Source organism: Rothia similimucilaginosa (assembly GCF_029850875.1).
GTDB lineage: Bacteria > Actinomycetota > Actinomycetes > Actinomycetales > Micrococcaceae > Rothia.
The window spans coordinates 86,880-111,822 of record NZ_JAOVAM010000001.1 but is presented as its reverse complement, the minus strand read 5'-3'; the positions used below and the strand labels follow the sequence as shown (position 1 = coordinate 111,822).

Genomic DNA, 24,943 nt, shown 5'->3' with positions numbered 1-24,943 from the left:
ATAGACTACCCCGGAACCTGCACGGTAGAGGCCGCACAGGAAGCGGGGGAGAACACCAGAGAAAAGGAAGAAGAGCATGACTGACATGACACGATCCGGCGCCCTGCGTACGGACCGCGCGCTGCTCGTCCTGGAGGACGGCACCGTCTACCGCGGCTATGGCTACGGCGCAACCGGCGCGTCCCTGGGCGAGGCGGTTTTCTCGACCGGCATGACCGGCTACCAGGAAACCCTGACCGACCCCTCCTACGCGGGTCAGATTGTGGTTCAGACCGCTCCGCATATTGGCAACACCGGCGTGAACACCACCGACGCCGAATCCCGCAAGATTTGGGTTGCTGGCTACGTGGTTCGCGATGCCGCACGTGTGGCATCCAACTGGCGTTCTGAGCGCACCCTCGACGAAGAGCTCATCGAGCAGGGCATCATCGGTATTCAGGGCATTGACACTCGCGCTCTGACCCGCCGTCTGCGTTCGAGCGGTTCGATGCGTGCTGGCGTGTTCTCCGGTGAGTACGCAGAACGCTCTGAAGCTGAACTGCTGGAGGAGGTGCGCGCCTCCGAACCGATGGCCGGCCGTAAGCTCGCTGACTCCGTTTCGGTTGATACCGCCTACACCGTTGAGCCGCACCAGTTCAACTGGTTCGCGCCCCCGGTTGCAACCGTCGTAGCCCTGGACCTGGGCATTAAGTCGATGACCCCGCAGCGTTTCGCTGAGCGTGGCGTGCGCGTGCACGTGCTGCCCGCAAGCGCAACCCTCGAGGACATCTACTCCCACAACCCCGACGGAGTGTTCTTCTCCAACGGCCCCGGTGACCCGGCAACCGCTGACGAGCAGGTTGAGCTGCTGCAGGGCGTGCTGCGTAAGGGCACCCCGTTCTTCGGTATCTGCTTCGGTAACCAGCTACTGGGCCGTGCGCTGGGCTTCGGCACCTACAAGCTGCCCTTCGGTCACCGCGGCATCAACCAGCCGGTCATGGATAAAACCACCGGCAAGGTTGAAATCACCGCGCAGAACCACGGCTTCGCTGTGGACGCGCCGATTGGCGACTACGTGACCGCACCGAACGCCGAGTTCGGTCAGGTCAGGGTCTCCCACGTGGGTCTGAACGACAACGTGGTTGAGGGCCTGACCTGTAAGGATATCCCCGCCTTCTCCGTGCAGTACCACCCCGAGGCTGCTGCTGGCCCGCACGATTCCGCCTACCTCTTTGACCGTTTCATCGACCTGATGGTCGCAACCAAGACTGCAAAGGAAGCATAAATGCCTCGTCGTACTGACCTTAATAGCGTCCTCGTCATCGGTTCCGGCCCCATCGTCATCGGTCAGGCAGCGGAATTCGACTACTCCGGCACTCAGGCACTGCGCGTGCTGAAGGAGGAGGGCGTACGCGTCATCCTCGTTAACTCGAACCCGGCAACCATCATGACCGACCCCGAGTTCGCGGACGCCACCTACATTGAACCCATCACCCCCGAGGTGATTGAGAAGATCATCGCTAAGGAAAAGCCGGACGCAATCCTGCCGACCCTGGGTGGTCAGACCGCACTGAACGCGGCAATCTCCCTGGATGAGCGCGGCGTGCTCGCCAAGTACAATGTTGAGCTCATCGGCGCGAACATTGAGGCGATTAACCTCGGTGAGGACCGTGAAGCATTCAAGGGCGTGGTGGAACGCGCCGGCGGCGAGTCTGCACGCTCGGTGATCGTTCACTCCATGCCGGAGGCGTTGGAAGCCGCTAAGGAACTGGGCTACCCGATGGTGGTCCGCCCCTCCTTCACCATGGGTGGTCTCGGCTCGGGTATGGCGTACAACGAGGAAGACCTCTACCGTATTGCCGGTGCCGGTATTCAGTACTCGCCCACCAGCGAGGTTCTGCTGGAGGAGTCCATCCTCGGCTGGAAGGAATACGAGCTGGAGATGATGCGTGACACTAACGACAACGTCGTGGTCGTCTGCTCCATCGAAAACTTCGACCCCGTGGGCGTGCACACCGGTGACTCCATCACCGTGGCACCCGCACTGACCCTGACCGACCGTGAGTTCCAGAAGCTGCGCGATATCGCAATCAACGTGATTCGTGAGGTTGGCGTGGACACCGGTGGTTGTAACATCCAGTTCGCGATTGACCCGAAGACCGGCCGCATCATCGTCATTGAGATGAACCCGCGAGTGTCTCGTTCCTCGGCGCTCGCGTCGAAGGCTACCGGCTTCCCGATTGCGAAGATTGCGACCAAGCTGTCCCTGGGCTACACCCTGGATGAGATTCCGAACGATATCACCCAGAAGACCCCGGCATCCTTCGAGCCGACCCTCGACTACGTGGTCGTGAAGGTTCCGCGCTTCGCGTTTGAGAAGTTCCCGGCTGCTGACCCGACCCTGACCACCACCATGAAGAGTGTTGGCGAGGCTATGGCCCTGGGCCGTAACTTCACTGAGGCTCTGCAGAAGGCGATGCGTTCGCTGGAGCAGAAGGGCGCGTCCTTCTCATTCAAGCCGCTGACCCTGTCTGAGGCTGAGCTGGCTGAGCTGATTGAGAAGACGAAGATTCCTACCACTCAGCGTATCTACCAGGTTCAGCAGGCTCTGCTGGCTGGTGCTACCGTGGAGCAGCTGCACGAGGCTACTAAGATTGACCCGTGGTTCCTGGATCAGCTGGTGCTGCTGAATGAGGTTGCCGGTGTGGTTCACGCTAAGCGTGACCACCTTGATCCGGAGACCTTGAAGCTGGCTAAGCGCCACGGTTTCTCGGATGCTCAGATTGCTGAGATTATCGGCTCTTCTGAGGATGTTGTGCGCGGTGTGCGCCACGCTCTGGGTATCCGCCCGGTCTTCAAGACTGTTGACACCTGTGCTGCCGAGTTTGAGGCATTCACTCCGTACCACTACTCCTCCTACGACCTGGAGGATGAGGTTACGCACCACGAGAAGCCCTCGATTATGATTCTGGGTTCGGGCCCGAACCGTATCGGTCAGGGTATTGAGTTCGATTACTCCTGTGTGCACGCTTCGCTGGTGCTGCGTTCGCTCGGCTACGAGACCGTCATGGTCAACTGCAACCCTGAGACTGTTTCAACTGACTACGATATTTCAACTCGCCTGTACTTTGAGCCGCTGACCCTTGAGGATGTACTTGAGATTGTTGAGTCGGAGCGTCGTACCGGCGGTCTAATGGGCGTGTTCGTTCAGCTGGGCGGTCAGACTCCGCTGAAGCTGGCTCGTGCACTGAAGGATGCGGGTGTGCCAATTCTGGGCACCACCCCCGAGGCTATTGACCTGGCTGAGGACCGCGGTGAGTTCTCCCGCGTGCTGGAGGAGGGCGGCCTGATTTCGCCCAAGAACGGTACCGCGTTCACTTTCGAGGGTGCTAAGCGCATCGCTGACGAGATTGGTTACCCGGTTCTGGTTCGTCCTTCGTACGTGCTGGGCGGCCGTGGCATGGAGATCGTCTATGATGAGGCGAACCTGGCACGCTACCTGGAGAACGCTACCGAGGTTTCGCCTTCGCAGCCTGCTTTGATTGATAAGTTCCTTGAGGACGCTATCGAGATTGACGTTGACGCCCTGTTCGACGGCGAGGAGCTGTACCTGGGCGGCGTCATGGAGCACATTGAGGAAGCTGGTATTCACTCGGGTGACTCCTCCTGTACTCTGCCTCCGATTACTCTCGGCCCGGACATCATCGCGAAGGTGAAGGACGCTACCGAGAAGATTGCTCGCGGTACCGGTGTACGCGGCCTGATTAACATTCAGTTCGCGTACGTGTCGGAGAACCTGTACGTGATTGAGGCGAACCCGCGTGCGTCTCGTACTGTTCCGTTCGTGTCGAAGGCTACCGGCGTGCAGATGGCTAAGGCTGCTGTGCTGATTGGTCTGGGCAAGAGCATTGCGGAACTGAAGGCTGAGGGCTACCTGCCGTCGAACATGGATGGTGCGTCCCTGCCTGAGGAAACCGCGATTGCTGTGAAGGCTGCGGTTCTGCCGTTCGCTCGTTTCCGCACTCCCGAGGGTGTTGTGGTGGATTCGCTGCTGAGCCCGGAGATGCGTTCGACCGGTGAAGTCATGGGTCTGGATAAGCACTATGACACCGCATTCGCGAAGGCTCAGGCTGGTGCTGGTTCGCCGCTGCCGACCTCCGGTAAGGTGTTCATTTCGGTGGCTAACCACGATAAGCGTAATGTCATTATTTACGCGAAGATGCTGGAGTCGCTGGGCTTTGAGATTGTTTCGACCGGTGGTACTGCTGAGATTCTGCGTCGTAACGGCCTGAACTCGATTCTGGTGGCTTCGAAGTTCGCTGAGGCGAATGGCGACCACTCGATTGTGGACATGGTCCGCAATGGTGATATTGACCTGATTCTAAACACCCCTGCCGGTGGTGCTGCTCGTAGCGATGGTTACGAGATTCGTGCCGCTGCGGTTTCGGTGGGCTGCCCGGTTATGACCACCATTTCTGAGTTCGCTGCGGCTGTTCAGGCGATTACTGCTCTGCGTGAACACAGCTGGGACATCATGAGCCTGCAGGAGCACGGCGTTCAGCTGGCTGCTGCTGTGGATGCTCGTTCCGAGGGTGGCGAGGAGTAATGTCCGCTGCTTTTGGTGATCGTCTGGCGAAGGCGATGGCGGAGCGCGGCCCGCTGTGTGTGGGTATTGACCCGCATCCGAACCTGTTGGAGCAGTGGGGTCTTGAGGATTCCGCTGCCGGCCTGGCTGCTTTTACTGAGGCAGTCTATGAGGGTTGCGCCCCGTTTGCGGCGACGTTGAAGCCTCAGGTGGCGCTGTTTGAGCGTCACGGTTCGGCTGGCCTTGCTGTGCTGGAGGCACTATTTGCCCGCGCTGCCGCTGATGGTGTGCTGATTGTTGCTGACGCTAAGCGTGGCGATATCGGTTCGACCATGAAGGCGTACGCGGATGCGTGGCTCGGCTCCTCGTCGCCGCTGGGTACCGATTCGGTGACTTTGAGCCCGTATCTGGGTTTTGAGTCGCTGCGTCCGGCACTGGATTTGGCTGATGAGAATGATCGCGGCACTTTTGTGCTGGCGCTGACCTCGAACCCTGAGGGTAAGAGCGTTCAGCACGTGGGCGCATCGGAGTCTGAGGGCGCTGTGGCTAAGCGTATTATCGCTGCGTCTACCGCTGAGAATGCTTCCCGCCAATGGGAGCAGATGGGCCCGTGCGGTCTGGTCGTTGGTGCGACTGTTGGTCAGGCGCTGGTTGATTTGGGTATTGACCTGAGCGTGTTCAACGGCCCGATTCTGTCGCCTGGTTATGGTGCGCAGGGTGCTTCGGCAGCTGATCTGTACCGCGTGTTTGCTGGCGTTGAGTCGCAGGTGCTGGTAAATTCCAGCCGTGGCGTGCTGGCTGCTGGCCCGTCAGTTGAGGGCTTGGCGCAGGCTGCGCAGGCGGCTCGTAATGACCTGTTGGCGGCTCGCGGCGCATAGTTTGCGTGTTGTGTGAGAGGGGCGTGTGCTCCGGGTGGATTCTGTTGAGGGTCTGTTCGGGGTGTGCGCCCCTTTTGTGTGCCCATTTTTCTTGCCGGTGGTTTGGGCCGATAGCACTACAATTGTGGCTGTTCTATCGCATTTTTTGTACATCCTGATGCATATTTTGCCGCTACATACTCGCGCCAATGCGAGTTTGCTCACCTCTGTAGTGGGGGAGTACGCCTGCTCTATGAGGTGTGTGCGTGGCTCCGCTTTTGATAGAGCGAATACTCCGCTATGCTATAGGGGTACTCCCCGATATTTACGTGCTGACGTGCGTAGACGCATTGTTGGTGCGAGTGTGAGTGCCGCGGATGGAATGAGGGTTCTCACGCTATCCGTGTTATATTAGTTGATAGGTAAAATTCTATAACTCGCAGAAATGGGGGACCCAACCATGCCGCTGACTCCGCTAACTGAGGATGCGCGCGCCTCCGCCCGCGAGAAGGCAGTACTTGCCCGAGCACACCGCCAGGAAATTAAGCGTGCACTGAGTGAACGTGAACTTTCTGTGCGTCAGGTACTCGATATGGTCGATTCCGACCCTGCGCTGGCTAAAATGCCGGTGGGGCAAATGTTACGCGCACTTCCGGGCATTGGTGCCGTTCGAGCTGAACGTATCATTGAAGAACTTCATATTGCACCGACTCGCCGCCTTGGCGGCCTGGGTGTACACCAGCGTCGCAAGATGGTGGAGTACTTCAACCGTAATTCGCGGTATTTGAACCGCGCACGTCGTAAGACTGCTGGTAAGTCTTCCGAGTCTTCTCAGTCCTAATACCTCGTGCCTTCAGTCGATGAGGGTGCAGTAAGGAAGCTATGTTTCAGCCGACTCTCACCGTACTGGCTGGCCCCACTGCTGTTGGCAAGGGTACGGTGTGCCAGTACATTCGTGAGAACTATCCGAACGTGTGGTTCTCTGTTTCCGCTACTACTCGTGATCCTCGACCCGGTGAGGTTGACGGTACTCACTACTATTTCGTTTCGATGGAAGAGTTTGACCAGATGATTGCTGACGGTCAGATGCTTGAGTACGCTGTGGTGCACGGTAAGAACAAGTACGGTACTCCGCGCGCTAAGGTCCAGGAGGCCCTGGACGCTGGCCACCCGGTGATTCTTGAGATTGACCTGCAGGGTGCTCGCCAGATCCGCGAGGCCATGCCTGACGCCCGCCTGATTTTCTTGGCTCCTCCGAGCTGGGATGAGCTGGTATCACGTCTGGTAGGTCGAGGTACCGAGAGTGAGCAGGAGCAGGCTCGTCGCCTTGAAACTGCGAAGGTTGAGCTGGCTGCCGAGAAGGAATTTGATATCACGGTTGTCAACGACACTGTCGAGCGTGCAGCGAAGGAGATTGCTGAGTTGATTGGCGCTGCCTAATCTGCATGTTTTGCGTTTGCGATGAGGCTAGAATTTCTTCCGACCTGTAGTTCCGCCGTGAGATGTTGTGAAGGGTGGGGGTTTCGAAGAGTTTTCTTCGGGCCCCCACCTTTTTGTATGGGCTGGTACGTGCGTTTTAGCCGTTGAGAGGGTAGAATAGTTCTTTAGTTTTGACCGTGCCCTCAGTATGCCCGGTTTGCGCCATGGCGCGAACGGTATGTGGGGACGTTCGGTACGTACATTCCATCAAGCTATTTGGAGTTTTTAGTGGCAAACGAAATCAAGGAACACGAGGACTACAACTTCGTTGACGGCGTCGCTCCCGAGGGCATCGTGAGCCCCAGCGCTGACGCGCTGATTGAGAAGGCGGAGTCCAAGTACGGCCTGGTGATTTTCGGTGCCCGCCGTGCACGCCAGATTAACGCGTACTACGCTAACCTGCAGGACAATACTGCTGCGCACGTTGGCCCGCTGGTTGACGCTGAGTCGAACGAGAAGTCCCTGTCGGTGGCAATGCGTGAAATCATTGCTGACCGTGTTGTGTCGGAGCACCACCCGGACGCAAAGTTTGACGAGGACGGCTACCCCGTTCCCGAGGATCTGTCCGCTGTGATTGATTTCAGCGCGGCTGAGTTCTCCGGCGCTATCGAGGAGGAGTACATCCCCGCAGGTAGCGAAGAGGTTATTGCCATCGAAGAGGTTATCCTCGACGAGTCCGCTGAGTAATCTGCTTTTTATAAGGATTCTATAACGTACCATGCGCATTATCGTTGGTATTGGAGGGGGCATTGCTGCGTATAAGGCGGCGATGCTCCTTCGTCTTTTTGTGAAGAATGGCGACGAAGTTATCGCCATGCCCACCCCGAACGCGACGAAGTTCGTGGGTGTTCCGACTCTGGAGGCGCTGAGCGGCAACCCCGTCTCAACGGACGTGTTTGACCGTGTGCCGGAGGTGAACCACGTGCGTCAGGCTGAACAGGCTGACGCTGTGGTGATTGCCCCGGCGACCGCTGATTTGCTGGCTCGTTTGGCGGCTGGTCGTGCGGATGATTTGTTGTCCTCTACGGTGTTGACCACGCACGCCCCGGTGATTTTGGCACCCGCGATGCATACCCAGATGTGGGAGCATCCGGCGACTCAGGCAAATGTACAGACTCTGCGTGCGTGGGGTTATCACGTGATTGAGCCTGCGATTGGGCGTTTGACGGGCCCGGATTCTGGTCCCGGTCGTATGCCTGAGCCGGAGGATATTTTCGCAGTCGCGCTGGATGTGATTGCTCGCTTCCCGAAGGGTCAGGTGCACCCGGTGTACACGCCCGGTTACGCGCCGACTGAGCCCCTGTACACGAGTACGGAGCAGGAGCGTATGGCGGCGACACGTGCGGCGACCCTGACTTCGGTGCTGCTGGGTCAGTTTGAACCTGGTCAGGCTGATTCGGGTCAGGCAACTGGCGCATCTGAATCGCTGCATGGTCCTCTGGCAGGTCGCCTCGTGGTCATTACCGCCGGCGGCACCCGTGAGGCGCTGGACCCGGTACGCTTCCTCGGCAACCGTTCGACTGGCAAGCAGGGCGTAGCCCTGGCGGAGGCGGCACGCGACCTGGGCGCGACCGTGCACCTGATTGGCGCGAACCTTGAGGTTCCCGCACCCGAAGGTGTACAGGTGACCCGCGTGGTGAGTGCCCTGGAGCTGCGTGAGGCGACCCTTGAGGCGAGCGCGGCGGCGGATGTGCTGATCATGTCTGCGGCGGTGGCTGATTTTAGGCCCGCCGAATTTGCCGAGTTCAAAATTAAGAAGAGCGCCGATTCTGAGGATGCGCCGGTGATTCAGTTGGTGCGTAACCCGGATATTTTGCGTGAGGTCGTGGTTCGCCGCCAGCAGGCTCGTGAGGCGGGGGAGAGCACCCCCGGTCCGAAGCTCATTGTTGGTTTTGCAGCGGAGACCGGTTCGGCGGAGAAGACTCCGTTGGAGCTGGGTCGTGAGAAGCTACAGCGTAAGGGTACGGACTTCTTGGCGGTTAATACAGTGGGCGTGAATCGTGGTTTCGGCACGGACGATAATGCGATTACGCTGCTGTCGACTCTGAATGATGAGGTGCCGGTGTTCTCCGGTTCGAAGAAGGAACTGTCGGTGCGTCTAGTGGAGCATGTGGCAGCTTTCCTACCTGAGCTTTCTGCCTGAGGCGACCTGCGCATCCGCGTAAAGTTTCGCAGCGTCTATAGTGTAGAGCCCGTGCGGTGCCCCCTGTGGGAGGTATAGTGCGGGCTTTGCTGTACCCTCCGTGGCTCCGCTGTACCCTTTGACTCTGCTACCCGTCTCTTTCTGCAGACCCCCTTGTAGAGCATTATGCGCAAGCACTTGTGATGCGGGTTTCTTTCTTCTGGGGTTCTGTCGGGAGAGCGCCTCATATTTCTGTCATACTGGTGAAATTTCTGACCGTACCCCCGAACCGTCAGATAAAGGTCTAGTATCATAGCATAGAGACAATTTCGCGTTGAAGGGGACGAAGAACCATGTCCGAAAATCAGAGCAAGCCCACTACGGTACAGCCCGTCCAGAGCGAGGAACGTCCTCAGATTCTGGTCATTACTGGTATTTCTGGTGCAGGCCGTAGCACTGTCGCAAATGTACTGGAGGATGAGGGCTGGTACGTCATTGATAACATCCCCCCGCAGATGCTCGGTTCCCTGGCTGAACTGGTGACCCGCGACGGTGCACGAGTGCCAAAGGTGGCGCTCGGTATTGACGTTCGCGCCCGCGCCTTGTTCTCTGATTTGCCCGCTGCAATTGAGACTTTGCGCAAGTCAGATATTGATTTCTCCATGCTCTTCCTTGATGCCAAGGACGAGACCATTATTGCCCGTTATGAGGCTCAGCGCCGCCCGCACCCGTTGCAGGGTGAGGGTCGCGTCCTCGACGGCATCCGTGCTGAGCGCACGCTCTTTGAGGGTCTGCGTCTTGCATCTGACCGTACCATTGACACCACCGGCATGAACGTTCACGAGCTGGCTCGTACTGTGCGTGAAATGTTTGCTGAGGGTGCAGATAAGAAGCTGAACCTGACCGTGATGAGCTTCGGCTTCAAGTACGGTGCGCCTTCGGATGCTAACTACATGGCTGATATGCGTTTCATCCCGAACCCGCACTGGGTTCCGGAGCTGCGCCCCCTGACTGGTCAGGACGCCCCGGTGCGCGACTACGTGCTGGAGCACGCCGGTACCGAGGAGTTCATCAGCAACTATCTTGCGGCTCTTCGCCCCGTACTTGAGGGCTACCGCCGTGAGGGTAAGTACTACGCCACCATCGCAATTGGTTGCACCGGTGGTAAGCATCGTTCCGTGGCTGTGACGGAAGAACTGGCTCGTCGTCTCTCTGCTTTCGGTGAGCTGAACGTGAATGTTCAGCACCGTGACAAGGGCCGCGAGTAAGTTCCGCACGGCGCGTCCCAACCACCGCGTCGTAATTCATTAGCCGCCGTCCGGCCCCGCACCCGTGGGGCCGGCATACCATTCCTTCCGGGTATATGAGGTATTACTATGTCCACCCATTCGACCAGTTATGACACTCAGGGTATTCCGCGCCTGCCGACTCTGCCGACTCAGGCTCTGCGCCTGTTGAAGACCACGCACCGTTCGCCTAAGGTCACTGCGATGGGCGGAGGCCACGGACTGTACGGTTCCCTTTCTGCGCTTCGCCACGTCACGCCTGATTTAACGGCCGTTGTGACGGTTGCTGACGATGGCGGCTCGTCGGGTCGTTTGCGTGAGGAGATGGGTATTCTCCCTCCCGGGGACTTGCGTATGGCGCTTTCTGCGCTGTGTGATGACACCGATTGGGGTCGCACGTGGCGTGATGTGATGCAGCATCGTTTTAGCGCGCCGGAGGGTTATGAGGATGAGTTCCCGCTGGATTACCATGCTCTCGGTAACCTGCTGATTGCTACTCTCTGGCAACTGTTGGATGACCCGGTCGCCGGTCTGGACTGGGCGGGTGCTCTACTGAATGCGCGCGGCCGCGTGCTGCCGATGGCGCTGGATCCGATGATCATTTACGGGACCGTGTTGCGTGAGTATAACGGTGGCGGTATCGAGCGTGTGAAGGTGGTCGGCCAGGTGAACCTCTCGAAGGAGGAACGCGTTCACGATATTGGTCTGACCCCGGAGAATGCTCGCCCCTGCCCAGAGGCACTCTCCGCTATTGAAGAATCCGACTGGATTGTTTTGGGTCCGGGTTCGTGGCGTACGTCGGTTCTGCCGCATCTGCTGCTGGACGCTCAGCGTGAGGCGATTATCCGCACGGAGGCACGCCGTTGCGTGGTTATGAACCTCTCCGACGATAGGGAGACGGTCGGCTTTACCCCGGCAACGCATCTGGAATTGTTGCGCCAGTACGCCCCGAAGCTTCACCTGGACGCGGTGATTGCTGACGCTGACATGCAGGCTAATCACCAGTCCGAGCTGGAGCGTGAGGCTTCTGCGATGGGTGCGAAGGTTGTGTGGGCGCATCTGCGTTCGAGCTCCCAGCCGAACGTGCACGACCCGCTCAAGCTTGCGGCTGCGTATAACGAAGCGTTTGAGCTGAGCTCTTAGATTGACTGGCTTGGATGTGCAGCTCAGGTGTACTGCTTGAGCTGGCTATTTTGGTGCGCCCTTCTCCTGATTTTTTAGACTTAGACACTACGCCCAGAAGGATCTGTTCATGGCATTAACCACGCTCGTCAAGGACGAACTCGCCAACTACGAGGCAACGAAAGTCTCTGCTCGTAAGGCAGAAATCTCTACGATTCTGCGTTTTACCGGAGGCCTGCACATTGTCTCAGGGCGAATCGTGGTGGAGTCTGAGGTCGACCACGAGGCAACAGCCCACCGCATGCGCCGCACCATTGCGGAGATTTACGGCCATGACTCTGAGCTGACCGGCGTCAGCGGTGGTGGTCTGCGTCGAGGCGGCCGCTACATTGTGCGTGTGGATCACGGCGGAGAGGCGCTGGCTCGCCAGACCGGTCTGCTGGATTTGCGTGGCCGCCCGGTGCGTGGCCTGCCGCCGGCTGTGGTGAACGGCTCGCTGCAGGATGCTGAGGCGGTTATGCGCGGTGCGTTCTTGGCGCATGGTTCGCTGACTGAGCCGGGTCGTTCTTCCTCCCTTGAGATTACCTGCCCCGGCCCGGAGGCGGCGCTTGCGCTGGTGGGTGCGGCTCGTCGCCTGGATATTATTGCGAAGGCACGCGAGGTGCGCGGCACCGACCGTGTGGTGGTGCGTGACGGCGAGACCATTTCGCAGCTGCTGGAGCGTATGGGCGCGACCGGTACTCTGACCACGTGGCGTGAGGCGCGCACCCGCAAGGAGGTTCGTGCGACCGCTAACCGTTTGGCGAATTTTGATGATGCGAACCTGCGCCGTAGCGCTCAGGCGGCTGTTGCAGCGAGCGCCCGCGTGGAGCGTGCCCTGCTGATTCTGGGTCATGAGGTGCCGGATCATCTGCGCTATGCCGGTGAGCTGCGTGTGCTGCATAAGCACGCCTCATTGGATGAGCTGGGTCGTCTGGCTGATCCGCCGATGACGAAGGACGCGATTGCGGGCCGTATTCGTCGCCTGCTGGTGATGGCTGATAAGCGTGCTTCGGAGCTGGGTGTTCCGGGTACTGAGCTTCCGCGCGAGGACTAAGCAAGGGCTAGATCCTGGTCTTAAACGGTGCGGGAAGCTCGTGTGGCTGAGGTGTATGTGACGGTTTTTGTGACAAACCATAACCCGCTGCTTTTGAACAAAAACCGCATATTTTTCAAAAATGAGCCTGTGGATGGCTCCTTTCGCGTTGTGCGAGGGGAGTTATCCACAGGTTCTTTGCATGCCCTCGTGCGTTCGTGCGCGTGAGCCTAGGGTAGGGGTATGACGAGCATGACCCCCAACCCCGACCAGAATGCGGCACAGAACACTGTGCAGGATAGTGCAGCCCAGCAGGGCGGCACAACTCAGCAGGGCGGCACACAGCGTAGCGCCCGATCCCTGATGAACAGTCTCTACCGCAGCCCGCGCGCCCGTAAGAACGGTGCGCCGGATGCCGAGGACACCGTGCCGCTGGCTATTGCCGCTGAGGTAACACCGGCGGAGGTACCTGCCGAAGAAACACCTGCCGAGCCCGCGGCATCCGGCCCAGAGTCGAATGGCTGGGCTGACTGGAATCAGCAGCCCGATTGGAACGAGGTGGACGACTGGGCGGAGTGGGAGCAGGCTGATCAGCCCGGCACCACCCGCAGTACCCGTTGGGGCTTGTCGCCGCGCGTGCTGCTTCTAGTGGCAGTGTTGGCGTTGGTTGCCGTGGTGTGGGCTGTGACCCAGTTTTCAGCGGCGCCGCGTGCCGAGCAGCTTGCCTCCCCGAGTGCTACCGCCGAGTCGGCGCATGCGGTGGGTGCCCAGCAGAGCCCCGGAACTCAACCCGGTGCCCAGTCCACCGCCCAGCCGGGCGCTAACCCGAGTGAATCCGCTCAGGGCGGCGCCTCCGGTGAGGCTACCGTGCGGGTGCACGTCGCGGGTGCCGTGAACAACCCCGGCGTATACACACTGCCCGCTCAGGGTCGTTCCGTGGATGCGATTGCCGCCGCCTCCGGTGCCGCCGCGGATGCTGATCTGGATCGCGTGAACCTTGCCGGTGCGTTGAGTGATGGGGTGCAGATTTATGTGCCGCATCGTGGTGAGACGGCTGCTCCAGCGCAGATTCAGCCCAATGGCGGCACAGCGAATGCAGGTCAGGGTAACGCGGCGAATGGTGCATCTCAGGGTGGTACTCAGCCCCAGTCTGCACGCACGCTGACCGCTTCGGGGAGCGCACAGAAGGGCTCGACCCAGGTGAACATTAACACCGCCACCGCTGAGGAGCTGCAGACCCTGCCGCGTATTGGTCCGGCGATGGCTCAGCGCATTATTGCCTGGCGTGAGGCACATGGTGGTTTCCGTAGCGTGGATGAGCTGGATGCGGTGCCCGGCATTGGTCCGTCGATGCTGGAGAATCTGCGCCCGCTGGTGACGGTCTAATGTACCGCCAGCAGAAGCGTCGCCAGAACCGCCAGCAGGCAGGGGAGCGGGTACTATTTCCCGAATCCTTGCGCCTCACCCGGTCCGCAGCTACTACGTATGACCGTGACCGCTACCGCTGGAGCATCGGCGCTGAACGGTGGCGTACCCGCCGCGACGAACAGGAGCTACGCGCCCAGGGAAGCCTCATTCACCTGGACTTTCGCCTGAGTTTTACGGTGCTGGCACTGTGGGCTTTTACCGCGCTGGCGCTGACCGTAGGCACGTGGCGGGTGGTGCATCCGCTAGCGTGTGTGCTCATTGCCCTGCTGGGTTGCCTGGCGATTCTGCTTTTCTTTCCGCCTCGTGCGGTGATGCCCTACAGCTTGCTCTTTCGCACGACCGGTCAGCTGGTTTTTCTGGCGTGTATTGTGACTGTTCAAGCAGTGCTTTTGTGCGCTACGGGGGTAGATGCATCCCGCGCCACGTTGCAGCAGGCGCAGGGGGCATCGCTTCGTCTGAATGGCACGGTGGAGCAGGTTCGCCGCGTGGATCCACGCACTACTCTGGTGGTTATTAAGCTGGAGGACATTCAGGGGCGGAGCGTGCGTGCGCTGGTGAATGAGCGGGTGCGTGTGTATCGGCGTGATGGTTCGGCAAAGAACACCGCGCAGCGTCTGGAGGCAAGTTCGGTGACGAGCGCAGAGGTGAGCTCGTCGGCTAGGTACCGGGGGAGCGGTACCGCGCGCTCGCAGGCGATTTATCCGGGTATGAGGGTGACCGCCCTCGGCACGGTGGAGTTTAACGGCCCCACGGCGAAGCTGAGCGGCGCGACTATTTTTCCCGCGCCCGCCTACGGTGCCGGGTCGAACACTGTCGCCCGGACTATGGAGGAGCCGTACCTGTCCACGCTCAAGGAGCAGCTGCGCATCCGCGCTTTAGATACCCTTGGCACGGAATCGGCGGCGCTGGTTTTGGGCACCGCCTACGGGGACGATTCTCTGATGAGTTCCACCACGCGGGAGGAGTATAAGCTCAGCGGGCTCAGCCATATTACGGCGGTGTCCGGGGCGAATATTGCCATCGTATTTCTGGGCGCGTACCGGCTGGTGTTGGCGACTCACCCGTACCGCTTCGCCAGCGCATACCTGCTGCTTCGGTCCTGGATACAGCGGTTACGGGGGAGAGGCACGGGTCATTCTCGCCGCTCCGCGTACCCCCGGCACCCTGGATACCCTCAACAACCGGCGCACCCTCAACGACCCGCCCAGCTTCAACAAGCTACCCCGCCAAACGCCCACGCCCTGCCGCCGCTCGTACATCGGCTGAGTACTCTCACCATTCCGCACCGCGTCATGGTGCTGTGCGGAGTTGCGGCAGTACTCGCCTACGCCATGCTGCTGGATTCTGAGGGGTCCGTGATTCGTTCCCTCGCCATGGGTCTGCTCGGTGCTTACGCGATGCTGCGCGGTTCGGGTCGCCAGTCCTTGGCGGCGCTTCAAACAACGGTGCTGATATGTCTGCTTGCTGCCCCGCACCTCGCCGTGGATATGGGGTTCGCCCTGTCGGTGACGGCAACCTCCGCGCTGATTCTGCTGGGCCCCCCGCTGATTCGCCTGCTCATGCGCCTCATGCCGGTGTTCTGCGCGGAAATGCTCGCCGCGCCGATTGTGGCGTCCCTGTGGTGTACTCCGCTGATTTTGGCGATGAGCGGTAAGGTGCCGCTCTACTCGGTTCCGGCGAACCTGATTGCCGCTCCTTTGGCGCCGCTGAGTATGCTCGCCGGGTTGGTGGCGCTCGGATTCATGCTTCTGGGTCTGCCCGCCCTGTCGGATCTGTGTCTTCGTGCCGGTGGCCTTGCGGCGCGGGGCATCGAATGGGCGGCACACACTGCCGCGCACGCGCCGGGTAACCCGTGGGAGCCCGGTTCGAGCGTTCCCGCGGTGGTGTGTAGCGCCCTTTGCGTGCTGGTGTTGAGCATTGCCCTCTGGTGGGTGGATGCACGCCGCTACCGCGCGGTCACGCACCGGCAGTATTTGCGGGTGGTACCGCACACCGCGCCCTCCTATCAGCACACCCATTAGCCCGCCCGTTCCTAATCAACTAACCCTGCCTAATTCGCCCTGACCGGCTAACCCTAACCAACGCTAGGAGGCAACTGAGAAGAAAACGCTATGATGGATACTCGAGACTCTACCCGCGCAGCGCCCCCGTGTGCAGCGGGGTCGAGTTCAGCCCGTACCCTGCAGATAAAGGCGAGTGATAAGCGTGTCCGAGCGTAAGCGTTCAACCCAGCGTGGTGGTTCCCGAGGCTACGCCCGCCGAGGCACCCCCGCCCTCGACACCGCGTGGCGTACCGTCACCCCGGCACCCGCCGTCATGCTCTACGGCCCGGAGGAGTACTTCGCATCCCGTGCCGCGGCACGCCTGCGTGAACTGTTCCGCAGTATCCACCCGGAGGTGGATCGCGTTCAGATTAACGCTGCCACCTACACGGCGGGGGAGCTGATTCTGCACGCTTCGCCTTCCCTATTCGGTTCGGCAAAGATCATTGAGGTTGAGAACGTCGCCTCCATGAGCAACGATTTTTTGACCGATACGCTCGCTTACCTGAACGCCCCCGAGCCGGACATCATGCTCGTTCTGAACCACTCGGGCGGTAACCGTGGCAAGAAGCTTATCGACCTGGTGCGCTCCCAGTTCGTGCTCATTAACTGCAAGGCGCTCAAGACTGATCGTGAGAAGAGCGAGTTCTTGGCGGGGGAGTTCGCCACCGCCCAGCGCCCGATTACTGGCGGCGCTCTGGCGCTACTGACGGCTGCCGCCTCCGACACTGCGGAGCTCGCCGCCGCCTGCCAGCAGCTACTCTCAGATGTGCCCGGCGAAATCACCGAAGAGGCGGTGAACCGCTACTACGGCGGCCGCACCGAAGTCACCGCGTTCCGCGTCAGTGATGCCGCAATTTCCGGTAACGCCCCGGAGGCTCTGCGTCTGCTCCGCCACTCCCTTGCCACCGGCACGGAGCCGATTCCGATGCTGGGTGCGCTCGCCATGCGTATCCGCAATATTGCTCGCGTACACCACGTGCGTTTGAGCGCTAATGAGCTGGCGCGTGAGGTGGGTATGGCACCGTGGCAGGTTGAGCAGGCTCAGCGTGACGGCCGCCGTTTTACCGGCGCCCAGTTGGCGCATATTGTGCAGCTTCTGGCTGATGCGGACGCTCAACTGAAGGGCGAGTCCCAGGATGCGGTGTATGCGGTGGAGCGGGCTGTTTTGGCGATTGCTCGACCTCCGCGTCTGTAGTGCATAATAGAGCCCATGCTCAAAATTCTGAAGAAAATTTTCTTTGCCCTGCTGCCCTTCCTGCAGAAGGCGGCAGAGGATGCCCTCAACGACGCTACTGCGCCTAAGGGCGGCTCCGAATCCTCCCAAAAGAGTGAGTCCCACAAGGGCAAATCTCGTCAGGGTGAGGTTCGTACCTCCGGCTCTTCGGCACCCAAGCCAAGCGCCTTGAAGTCTTCCTCGGCAAAGTCCTCGGCACCTATGCCTTCCGCACCGGCTTCGACCGGCGCATCCGACGGTTCGGATTACCCGGGCGATTACCGCGACATGATCAACTTTGAGTACTCGCCCTCCCTGGACGGCGACGCTGACCCGGGTGAAATCGTGTGGACGTGGGTTCCCTTCGAGGAGGACCACTCGCAGGGTAAGGACCGCCCGGTGCTTCTGGTGGGTCGTGACGGTGAGTACCTGCTGGCGCTGATGATGACCAGCAAGGATCACAATAACCGTGAGCACGCTGATTCGAACTACCTTGATATTGGTTCAGGTCCGTGGGATTCGCAGGGCCGCGCCTCTGAGGTGAAGCTGAACCGCGTGATTCGTGTTCGCTCGGATGCGATGCGCCGCGAGGGTGCCATTATGCCGGAGGATACGTTCCGCCTGATTGAGCGTGCGTGGACTCGCCATAACGGCTAACATCCTGTGCCGGTAGTTTCACCGGCGGCCGGCGCCGATTATCTGCGCCGGATGTGGAGGCTGCGTGTAGCGGTTTTCACAGTATTTTTCTCTCCGCGGGGGTCTGTCGTGGAGGCTGTTCATCTGGTATTATGTGTGGTTGAGTGTCCGATGGTCATCGGGCACTGCTGGCCGGTTGCCATAGGCATCCCCACGCCGCTCAGTCGATGATCGGCCAGCGTCGCCCTCACCGACCAATAAGACAAAACAGAAAGTTTAATTGTGGCTAACATTAAGTCTCAGAAGAAGCGTATCCTCACCAACGAGAAGGCTCGCCTGCGCAACAACATTGTAAAGTCCGAGCTGAAGACCGCGACCCGCAAGGTCAAGGCTGCTGTTGAGGCACAGAACCAGGAAGCTGCTGTTGAGGCTCTGCGTTTTGTGAACCGTAAGCTGGACAAGGCTGTTTCCAAGGGTGTTCTGCACAAGAAGACCGCTGCAAACAAGAAGTCCGGTCTTGCTGCGCTGGTAAACAAGGCTTTCTAAAACTTGCGGGGTACCTAAGTACCTCTCTGGTTTAAGGGCAGAGACCCCCTGTGTTCCCCCTCCTCTAAGGGGAATGCAGGGGGTTTCTTTATACCCGAATCGTTTATTGTGGGTGCTTCCTTGCTTCAAAATCGTGAGTAAATCGTGACCAAAATTAGCTGCGTCCCAGACCTCCTCAGAGCCCTAACGAGCCAGATATACGTTTAAGCAGATACCGTCTCTATTGCGGTTATATGCAATTACCGGCTTTAACCTGCTTAGCTGGATTTACGCAGGAATCTGAACGTGGATAGGTTCATTCCGACCCGCGACCTGAAGAATTAAATTTGAAGGTAAGGGAATCTCCCCCGCACCACCTAGAAGAATGTCGAGTGATTCGCCTGGATTAAACTGCTGGTTGATATCATCGCACCGGAAAAATTCATTCTGGTTTACAACTTTAAGCACATCTAAAGAATGCTCGCTGATGTTTTGTAGTTTGTACCGCATTTCTCGGACATGAGTTAGCTGAAATTTAGGGCGCCATAGGTTAGCCGCAATCTTAGACTGCGACTGGGATTGGCTCTGCTGTTCAGCGACAATCTGTTGCATCTGCTTGAGTGACTTTTCAGCTTGTTGGGCTCGTTCCTCTGCAGCTTTACGTGCCAGCTCAGCCTGGTTAGCCTGTTCTTCTGCAGCCTTTGCAGAACGCTGAGCCGCATCACGCATATCTAGAGCTGCCTTGTGTGATTCCTCTGCTTTTGCCTTCGCTTCCTTAGAACCAATAGCCTGCCGCCTTGTATAAATGGCCGCAACGACGGTAGCAAGTGCTGATATGCCAGAAATAAGATTTGCTATAAATTGTGAATCCATACCAGTCATCATAACCAGTCACACTTCACTATGACAGGACACGCTGCAACATGTGAAAGGCTAAACGCAACTGCGGGTGAGTAATCTGTTTGCATCTGGTGACTCGTTACTGAATTTTTATGCCCAATCCTATGAAGGCGCCCGCCCGGTGACGAAACCGCTTGCGGGTCGCGCGGGAGCCCGTATAGTGGGAACTATCGGCGGTACCGCACACCGCCCGCACCATATATATAGCGTGGGGGAGTGAGCATCGCCGATACACACTACACAACCACCGACAGTTCACCGGCAACTTTCCATACACCCCCCCCATGTACCCGGTGAACCGACCACGAGCTAAGGACAACGATGAGCCAGTCGAACTTCCCGCCCGCCCGACTCTTTGACGCTTTCACCAAGCCCGCCTCCACAGAACAGCCCGTGAAGAAGGGCCTGCTCGGCAAGCTGGGCCTGGGCGAATCCTCCGAAGAGGACAACTACACGACCGTCATGCTGGTCGGCTTCAACTCCGCGAAGGAACCCCCGGGCAACGGCGAGGACGCCCTCGACGTGATTCACCGCGCATTCGACCCGTGCGATGAGAGCCCCGGCTTCGACATGGACGACTTCTACGACTATGGTTCCGTCGCCCCGCAGCTGCAGAACAGCGACGACTCCGATTCCACGGTTCTGGTGTGGCCCAAGATGTTCTACAACATGGTCACCATCCCGGAGCACCGCCTGCGCCTGCTCGTGGTGACCGGCCCCGCCCCCAGCCTGTGCCTGCGGCGGTTCATGACCCGCTTCTTCAAGTACGTGAAGAAACTCCACGTGGACCATGCGATCTTCGTTGAGACCTTCGAGGATGAGGTGGCGCACACCCGCCCGTACCCGTACACGCTGACCACTCACGACGAGAAGCTAGCAGCAATCCCCGGTATTCTGCACGAGTATTTCACCGGTTCTACCTCGGTGACGATGGCAATGTCTGCGCTCGCCGCTGAGCACGGCCTGTCTTCCTCGGTCATGCTGCGTATGAGCATCCCGGGGTATCTGAGCTTTGACCAGCAGAACCCGCGCGCGGTCGTGAGCCTGATTGAGGCGCTGGAGGTCATCCTCGGCATTAAGGTCGAGTCTGAGGAGTACGACCGCCTGCGTGCCCACGCTGATGAGTGGGAGGCGGAGCTCGCCGAAGAAATGGCGAAGGACTACGAGAAGGTTGAGCTGGTGCGTGAGATTGAGAAGAAGATGGATTCGACTCTGCGCACTGTCTCCGGCGAGGTGATTGCCGAGGATATTGAGGGCTACCTGGATTCCCTCAGCGCTGCCTCCGAGGGCGTAAATCCTGCCGATGATGGTGCGGAATCCGCGGAGGATTCTTCGGAACGTTAGGTCCGTTCGCACATATGGCGCGGGTATGGGAAAATGATAGGTAACTATGCCCATACCCGCAGCCAGCATCTCGAAAGGATGATGTGATTGGCACCCATGTCGAAGAACCCGCCCGTTCCGGCGGCGACCGACCCCGCGATTATTCGCAACTTCTGCATTATCGCCCACATTGACCACGGTAAGTCCACCCTCGCAGACCGTATGCTGCAGGCCACCGGCGTGGTTGCCCCGCGCGATATGAAGGCGCAGTACCTGGACCGCATGGACATTGAACGTGAACGCGGTATCACCATTAAGTCTCAGGCTGTGCGCATGCCCTGGGATGTTGACGGCACCTCCTACGCGCTGAACATGATTGACACCCCCGGCCACGTGGACTTCACCTATGAGGTGTCCCGCTCCCTGGCTGCGTGTGAGGGTGCGCTTCTGCTCGTGGATGCCGCCCAGGGTATTGAGGCTCAGACCCTGGCGAACCTGTACCTGGCGATGGAGAACGACCTGACCATCATCCCGGTGCTGAACAAGATTGACCTTCCCGCGGCTCAGCCCGATAAGTACGCTGAGGAGCTGGCGAACCTGATTGGTTGCGAGCCGGAGGAGGTTCTGCGCGTATCGGGTAAGACCGGTGAGGGTGTTGAGGCTCTGCTGGACCGTATTGTGGAGGCGATTCCCGCCCCGCAGGGTGACGCATCCGCCCCGGCGCGTGCCATGATTTTTGACTCGGTGTACGACTCGTACCGCGGCGTGGTCACCTATGTGCGTGTTGTGGACGGTAGCCTGCAGCCGCGTCAGAAGATTAAGATGATGTCCACCGGCGCTGAGCATGACCTGCTTGAAATCGGCGTGATTTCCCCTGAGCCTGTCCCGTCGAAGGGCCTGGGCGTGGGCGAGGTGGGTTACCTTATTACCGGTGTGAAAGACGTCCGTCAGTCCCGTGTGGGTGATACTGTCACCTCCGCCGCGAAGCCTGCGCAGGAGTCCCTGGGCGGTTATGAGGATCCCAAGCCAATGGTGTTCTCGGGCCTGTTCCCGATTGATGGTTCGGATTACCCGGCGCTGCGTGACGCGCTGGATAAGCTGAAGCTCAACGACGCCGCGTTGATTTACGAGCCGGAAACTTCTGCCGCGCTGGGCTTCGGTTTCCGCTGTGGCTTCCTGGGTCTGCTGCACCTGGAGATTGTGCGTGAGCGCCTGGAACGCGAGTTCAACCTGGACCTGATTTCGACCGCACCGAACGTTATTTACGACGTGGTGGACGAGGCTGGCAACGCTAAGCGAGTGACCAACCCGAGCGAATTCCCTGAGGGTAAGGTCGCCACCATCCGAGAGCCCATGGTGGCGTGTACGATTATTGCCCCGAGCGAGTACATTGGCGCGATTATGGAGCTGTGCCAGGCTCGCCGCGGCCAGATCGGCGGCATGGATTACCTCTCCGAGGATCGTGTGGAGATGCGTTACCGCCTGCCCCTGGCAGAGATTGTGTTCGACTTCTTCGATCAGTTGAAGTCTCGTACCCGCGGCTACGCGTCGCTGGACTGGAAGTTCGACGGTGAGGAAGAGGCCGACCTGGTGAAGGTCGACATCCTGCTGCAGGGTGAGAAGGTGGATGCGTTCAGCGCCATTACTCACCGCGATAAGGCCTACTCGTACGGCCTGATGATGACTTCTAAGCTGCGTGAGCTGATTCCTCGCCAGCAGTTTGAGGTGCCGATTCAGGCGGCTATCGGTTCGCGTATTATTGCCCGCGAGAATATCCGCGCGATGCGTAAGGACGTTCTTTCTAAGTGTTATGGTGGCGATATTTCGCGTAAGCGTAAGCTGCTGGAGAAGCAGAAGGAAGGCAAGAAGCGCATGAAGATGGTCGGTCGTGTGGAGGTTCCTCAGGAAGCCTTCATTGCGGCACTGTCTTCGGGCGAGGAGAAGGAAAAGAAGAAGTAGCCTTCCGCTGCTGTAGCTTTTCCGGCTGTGTGCTGACCTGTTTGAGTGGAGAACCCGGCTGGTGCCTCGTGTACCGCCGGGTTCTCTGCACGCTGTCGTTGATATACCGTCTGTTGATGTCACCCGCGTAGCCACATGCGCGGTGCCCATATTTGATTCCCCCAACCGCCACATCTAGTCCCAGGAGGCAGAATGCCCGCCCAGCCCACCGGCGCCCCCGCACCCCGCGACGGGCGCATCCCCGCCACCAGTGCGGCAGGATGCGAAACCCGCGACTTCAGCCTCTACGTACACATCCCCTTCTGCTCCGTACGCTGCGGCTACTGCGACTTCAACACCTACGCCACCGAAGACTTCGGCGACGGCATCGGCTTGGGCACCTACGCTGATGACGCCATCGCAGAAATTCTCTTCGCCGCCCGCACCCTCGAAACCTCCGGCGTCGCAAAACGCCCTATGCACACCGTCTTCCTCGGAGGCGGCACCCCCACCAAACTGCCCGCCCGCGACCTCGTGCGCATCCTGCAGGCAGCCATCGACGTATTCGGTCTGGTTGAAGGCGCAGAAGTCACCACCGAAGCGAACCCCGACTCCGTCACCCGCGAAGACCTGCAGACCCTCAAGGACGGCGGCTTCACCCGCGTCTCCTTCGGCATGCAGTCCGTCGTACCCGAGGTGCTGCAGGTGCTCGACCGCACCCACACGCCGTCGAACGTGCCGAAGGTCGTTGCCTGGGCTAAGGAGGTAGGCCTGCAGGTGTCCGTGGATCTGATTTATGGTTCGCCGGGGGAGAGCCTGCAGCAGTGGGAGCGCAGCGTTCGTGCCGCCATCTCTTACGAACCGGACCATATCTCCGCCTACTCGCTGATCGTGGAGGACGGCACGAAGCTTGCCGCGCAGATTCGCCGCGGTGAATACACCATGCCCGATGAGGACCTTATGGCGGACATGTACCTGCTCGCCGAGGAGCTACTCACAGAAGCCGGCTACAACTGGTACGAGGTCTCCAACTACTCACGCAGCGAGGACACCCGCAGCGACCACAACCTCGCCTACTGGCGTAACCAGGACTGGTGGGGTATCGGCCCGGGCGCCCACTCGCACGTGAACGGTACCCGCTGGTGGAACGTGAAGCACCCGGTACCGTACGCGCAGAAGGTGCGTGCGGGGGAGTCCCCGGCGGCGGCACGTGAGGTGCTGGACACCGCTACTCGTGCTTTTGAAACGATTATGCTCATGATTCGTGTGCGTGAGGGCTTGGCGATGCGCGAGCTGATTGCCGTGCATGATGAGGCGCAGCTGGGCGCCTCCCTGCGCTGGCTGGTCTCTCAAGCTCTGATTGAACCTGACGCTTTAACTTCTCAGGCTGAACCTGACCCTGAAGCCCACGTGCGTCTGACCCTCAAAGGCCGCCTGCTGGGGGATGCGGTTACCCGTGAGCTGCTTCCGGAAGTTAGTGAGGAGCACGAGGAATTCTAGAGGGCCTCAACGCCTCCCTGAGTTTCGGGTGGGTTCGTGATGCGCTGACATGCCGGCATCTTGCCCCGCTCCAGTTGCCCTTCCTAGGGTGGGTTTCTCAGGTTGAGCGCTCCGGGCCGCCGTAATATTTCGGCAGTTTCGGGGTGTTTCTGCGGGGGTTGAAAGACTTTTAAAATTTTTTTGGTGCTTTTGGAGGAGCATCAGAGGAGTTCAGAAGGAAAACCCCCGCAGAAGAACCTTGCAAGCCCTCCACGCGCAGAACCAGCGGATACAGAACACCCGACAGCCGTATAACCTGCAGGTAGAGAATCAACGAACACTGAAGCAGTAGGTAGATCCCACCGGGTAGCGTCTCCGTCAGTAGCCTTTAGAACAGTTGTACTTAAACACGAAACGCCCCGCACACAACGTGCGGGGCGTTCGTCGTAAAAGCTATTAGCGCGGTTTAGGACTCAGTAGATTCTGCGTTCTCGGTGGGGTAGAAGCGGTCCAGCAAGCGGGGGTTCACACGATAGCTGTACGGCTCACCGCGGTTCACCTCAATACCGGCGCGGACAGAAGCAACCGCCATGAACAGCCACACCAGGGTGCCCAAAACCATGGCAATGTTGCCTATGCCGGGTAGGAAGGACAGCACCCACAGCACTATCAGAGCAATGGAGGGTACGAAGGTGAAGTTCATCGCCTCGCGAGCTTCCTGCTCAGCGAAGGGTGCGTTATTGCGGCTGACGTAGAAAACCGCAGCGGAAGGGATGATGCCGAGAATACCGCCGAAATGCGCGAGAGTCGCACGGTTGCGATCCTGAATCACGCTAATCTTACGGGTTTTCTGAGGCCCGGTTGCCGGGCGAACATCGTTAGTCACGAAAATCCTGGTTCGATAGAAGTTTCTTGTGGTGATCACCTAAGCTGGTGGAAATACCCTCCGAA

At 59.4% G+C, this 24,943-nt stretch carries 20 protein-coding genes; 18 read left to right on the top strand and 2 right to left on the bottom strand.

Translation table 11 applies throughout. The features are described 5' to 3' along the window. Positions 1 to 76 precede the first annotated feature (76 nt). From carA to rpsT, 15 genes are all read left to right on the top strand, one after another. A complete protein-coding gene (gene carA, locus QFX05_RS00460) occupies positions 77 to 1,264 on the top strand; it encodes a glutamine-hydrolyzing carbamoyl-phosphate synthase small subunit (protein ID WP_279739989.1) in 1,188 nt (395 codons plus the stop codon). Further along, positions 1,265 to 4,585 (top strand): carbamoyl-phosphate synthase large subunit, encoded by a 3,321-nt coding sequence (carB, locus tag QFX05_RS00455; protein WP_279739987.1) that lies wholly within the window; start codon positions 1,265 to 1,267, stop codon positions 4,583 to 4,585. After that, positions 4,585 to 5,442: an orotidine-5'-phosphate decarboxylase gene (gene pyrF, locus QFX05_RS00450; RefSeq protein WP_279739985.1), complete on the top strand. Its 858-nt coding sequence runs from the start codon at positions 4,585 to 4,587 to the stop codon at positions 5,440 to 5,442. Before carB ends, pyrF begins: the two co-directional genes overlap by 1 nt. Positions 5,443 to 5,881: 439 nt before the next feature. Next, on the top strand, positions 5,882 to 6,262 hold the full coding sequence (mihF, locus tag QFX05_RS00445; RefSeq protein ID WP_279789061.1) for an integration host factor, actinobacterial type: 381 nt from the start codon (positions 5,882 to 5,884) through the stop codon (positions 6,260 to 6,262). Between the two features lie 41 nt (positions 6,263 to 6,303). Further along, the gene (gene gmk / locus QFX05_RS00440; protein ID WP_279739981.1) at positions 6,304 to 6,861 is read left to right on the top strand and encodes a guanylate kinase; all 558 of its coding nucleotides are present in this window, start codon (positions 6,304 to 6,306) and stop codon (positions 6,859 to 6,861) included. Positions 6,862 to 7,128: 267 nt separating this feature from the next. Continuing rightward, positions 7,129 to 7,587 (top strand): DNA-directed RNA polymerase subunit omega, encoded by a 459-nt coding sequence (gene rpoZ / locus QFX05_RS00435; RefSeq protein WP_279739979.1) that lies wholly within the window; start codon positions 7,129 to 7,131, stop codon positions 7,585 to 7,587. 31 nt (positions 7,588 to 7,618) lie between these two features. Beyond that, on the top strand, positions 7,619 to 9,043 hold the full coding sequence (locus tag QFX05_RS00430) for a bifunctional phosphopantothenoylcysteine decarboxylase/phosphopantothenate synthase (protein ID WP_279739977.1): 1,425 nt from the start codon (positions 7,619 to 7,621) through the stop codon (positions 9,041 to 9,043). Positions 9,044 to 9,375: 332 nt separating this feature from the next. Further along, on the top strand, positions 9,376 to 10,290 hold the full coding sequence (rapZ, locus tag QFX05_RS00425) for an RNase adapter RapZ (protein WP_279739975.1): 915 nt from the start codon (positions 9,376 to 9,378) through the stop codon (positions 10,288 to 10,290). Positions 10,291 to 10,398: 108 nt separating this feature from the next. Next, positions 10,399 to 11,451, top strand: a complete 1,053-nt coding sequence (locus QFX05_RS00420; protein WP_279739973.1) for a gluconeogenesis factor YvcK family protein — start codon at positions 10,399 to 10,401, stop codon at positions 11,449 to 11,451. A gap of 109 nt (positions 11,452 to 11,560) precedes the next feature. Continuing rightward, positions 11,561 to 12,526, top strand: a complete 966-nt coding sequence (whiA, locus tag QFX05_RS00415; RefSeq protein WP_279739972.1) for a DNA-binding protein WhiA — start codon at positions 11,561 to 11,563, stop codon at positions 12,524 to 12,526. Positions 12,527 to 12,748: 222 nt separating this feature from the next. Next, a complete protein-coding gene (locus QFX05_RS00410; RefSeq protein WP_279739971.1) occupies positions 12,749 to 13,891 on the top strand; it encodes a ComEA family DNA-binding protein in 1,143 nt (380 codons plus the stop codon). Further along, positions 13,891 to 15,954, top strand: a complete 2,064-nt coding sequence (locus QFX05_RS00405) for a ComEC/Rec2 family competence protein (protein WP_279739969.1) — start codon at positions 13,891 to 13,893, stop codon at positions 15,952 to 15,954. Before QFX05_RS00410 ends, QFX05_RS00405 begins: the two co-directional genes overlap by 1 nt. Positions 15,955 to 16,138: 184 nt before the next feature. Continuing rightward, positions 16,139 to 17,173, top strand: coding sequence for a DNA polymerase III subunit delta (gene holA / locus QFX05_RS00400; RefSeq protein WP_279739967.1), 1,035 nt, complete (start codon positions 16,139 to 16,141; stop codon positions 17,171 to 17,173). A gap of 15 nt (positions 17,174 to 17,188) precedes the next feature. Next, positions 17,189 to 17,848 (top strand): type II toxin-antitoxin system PemK/MazF family toxin, encoded by a 660-nt coding sequence (locus tag QFX05_RS00395; RefSeq protein ID WP_279739965.1) that lies wholly within the window; start codon positions 17,189 to 17,191, stop codon positions 17,846 to 17,848. 261 nt (positions 17,849 to 18,109) lie between these two features. Further along, positions 18,110 to 18,373 (top strand): 30S ribosomal protein S20, encoded by a 264-nt coding sequence (rpsT, locus tag QFX05_RS00390; protein WP_005505969.1) that lies wholly within the window; start codon positions 18,110 to 18,112, stop codon positions 18,371 to 18,373. A gap of 267 nt (positions 18,374 to 18,640) precedes the next feature. On the opposite strand, the gene QFX05_RS00385 is transcribed toward rpsT, so the two are convergent. After that, on the bottom strand, positions 18,641 to 19,225 hold the full coding sequence (locus QFX05_RS00385) for a hypothetical protein (RefSeq protein ID WP_141754956.1): 585 nt from the start codon (positions 19,223 to 19,225) through the stop codon (positions 18,641 to 18,643). Between the two features lie 348 nt (positions 19,226 to 19,573). Between QFX05_RS00385 and QFX05_RS00380 the strand changes: the two genes are divergently transcribed. From QFX05_RS00380 to hemW, 3 genes are all read left to right on the top strand, one after another. Further along, positions 19,574 to 20,596, top strand: a complete 1,023-nt coding sequence (locus tag QFX05_RS00380) for a PAC2 family protein (RefSeq protein WP_279739960.1) — start codon at positions 19,574 to 19,576, stop codon at positions 20,594 to 20,596. 96 nt (positions 20,597 to 20,692) lie between these two features. Then, positions 20,693 to 22,534 carry a translation elongation factor 4 gene (gene lepA / locus QFX05_RS00375; protein WP_371567710.1) on the top strand — a complete coding sequence of 614 codons (1,842 nt, stop codon included), beginning with the start codon at positions 20,693 to 20,695 and terminating at the stop codon, positions 22,532 to 22,534. A 192-nt stretch (positions 22,535 to 22,726) separates the two neighbouring features. After that, on the top strand, positions 22,727 to 24,013 hold the full coding sequence (hemW, locus tag QFX05_RS00370; RefSeq protein WP_279739956.1) for a radical SAM family heme chaperone HemW: 1,287 nt from the start codon (positions 22,727 to 22,729) through the stop codon (positions 24,011 to 24,013). 445 nt (positions 24,014 to 24,458) lie between these two features. On the opposite strand, the gene QFX05_RS00365 is transcribed toward hemW, so the two are convergent. Beyond that, on the bottom strand, positions 24,459 to 24,878 hold the full coding sequence (locus tag QFX05_RS00365; protein WP_279739954.1) for a DUF4870 domain-containing protein: 420 nt from the start codon (positions 24,876 to 24,878) through the stop codon (positions 24,459 to 24,461). Between the last annotated feature and the right edge of the window lie 65 nt (positions 24,879 to 24,943).

Excerpts from the sequence above, each read along its gene's own strand:
- carA (WP_279739989.1), top strand. The coding sequence starts at position 77 with ATGACTGACATGACACGATCCGGCGCCCTGCGTACGGACCGCGCGCTG.
- carB (WP_279739987.1), top strand. The coding sequence starts at position 1,265 with ATGCCTCGTCGTACTGACCTTAATAGCGTCCTCGTCATCGGTTCCGGC.
- pyrF (WP_279739985.1), top strand. The coding sequence starts at position 4,585 with ATGTCCGCTGCTTTTGGTGATCGTCTGGCGAAGGCGATGGCGGAGCGC.
- mihF (WP_279789061.1), top strand. The coding sequence starts at position 5,882 with ATGCCGCTGACTCCGCTAACTGAGGATGCGCGCGCCTCCGCCCGCGAG.
- gmk (WP_279739981.1), top strand. The coding sequence starts at position 6,304 with ATGTTTCAGCCGACTCTCACCGTACTGGCTGGCCCCACTGCTGTTGGC.
- QFX05_RS00430 (WP_279739977.1), top strand. The coding sequence starts at position 7,619 with ATGCGCATTATCGTTGGTATTGGAGGGGGCATTGCTGCGTATAAGGCG.
- rapZ (WP_279739975.1), top strand. The coding sequence starts at position 9,376 with ATGTCCGAAAATCAGAGCAAGCCCACTACGGTACAGCCCGTCCAGAGC.
- QFX05_RS00420 (WP_279739973.1), top strand. The coding sequence starts at position 10,399 with ATGTCCACCCATTCGACCAGTTATGACACTCAGGGTATTCCGCGCCTG.
- whiA (WP_279739972.1), top strand. The coding sequence starts at position 11,561 with ATGGCATTAACCACGCTCGTCAAGGACGAACTCGCCAACTACGAGGCA.
- QFX05_RS00410 (WP_279739971.1), top strand. The coding sequence starts at position 12,749 with ATGACGAGCATGACCCCCAACCCCGACCAGAATGCGGCACAGAACACT.
- QFX05_RS00405 (WP_279739969.1), top strand. The coding sequence starts at position 13,891 with ATGTACCGCCAGCAGAAGCGTCGCCAGAACCGCCAGCAGGCAGGGGAG.
- QFX05_RS00395 (WP_279739965.1), top strand. The coding sequence starts at position 17,189 with ATGCTCAAAATTCTGAAGAAAATTTTCTTTGCCCTGCTGCCCTTCCTG.
- QFX05_RS00385 (WP_141754956.1), bottom strand. The coding sequence starts at position 19,225 with ATGGATTCACAATTTATAGCAAATCTTATTTCTGGCATATCAGCACTT.
- QFX05_RS00380 (WP_279739960.1), top strand. The coding sequence starts at position 19,574 with ATGAGCCAGTCGAACTTCCCGCCCGCCCGACTCTTTGACGCTTTCACC.
- lepA (WP_371567710.1), top strand. The coding sequence starts at position 20,693 with ATGTCGAAGAACCCGCCCGTTCCGGCGGCGACCGACCCCGCGATTATT.
- hemW (WP_279739956.1), top strand. The coding sequence starts at position 22,727 with ATGCCCGCCCAGCCCACCGGCGCCCCCGCACCCCGCGACGGGCGCATC.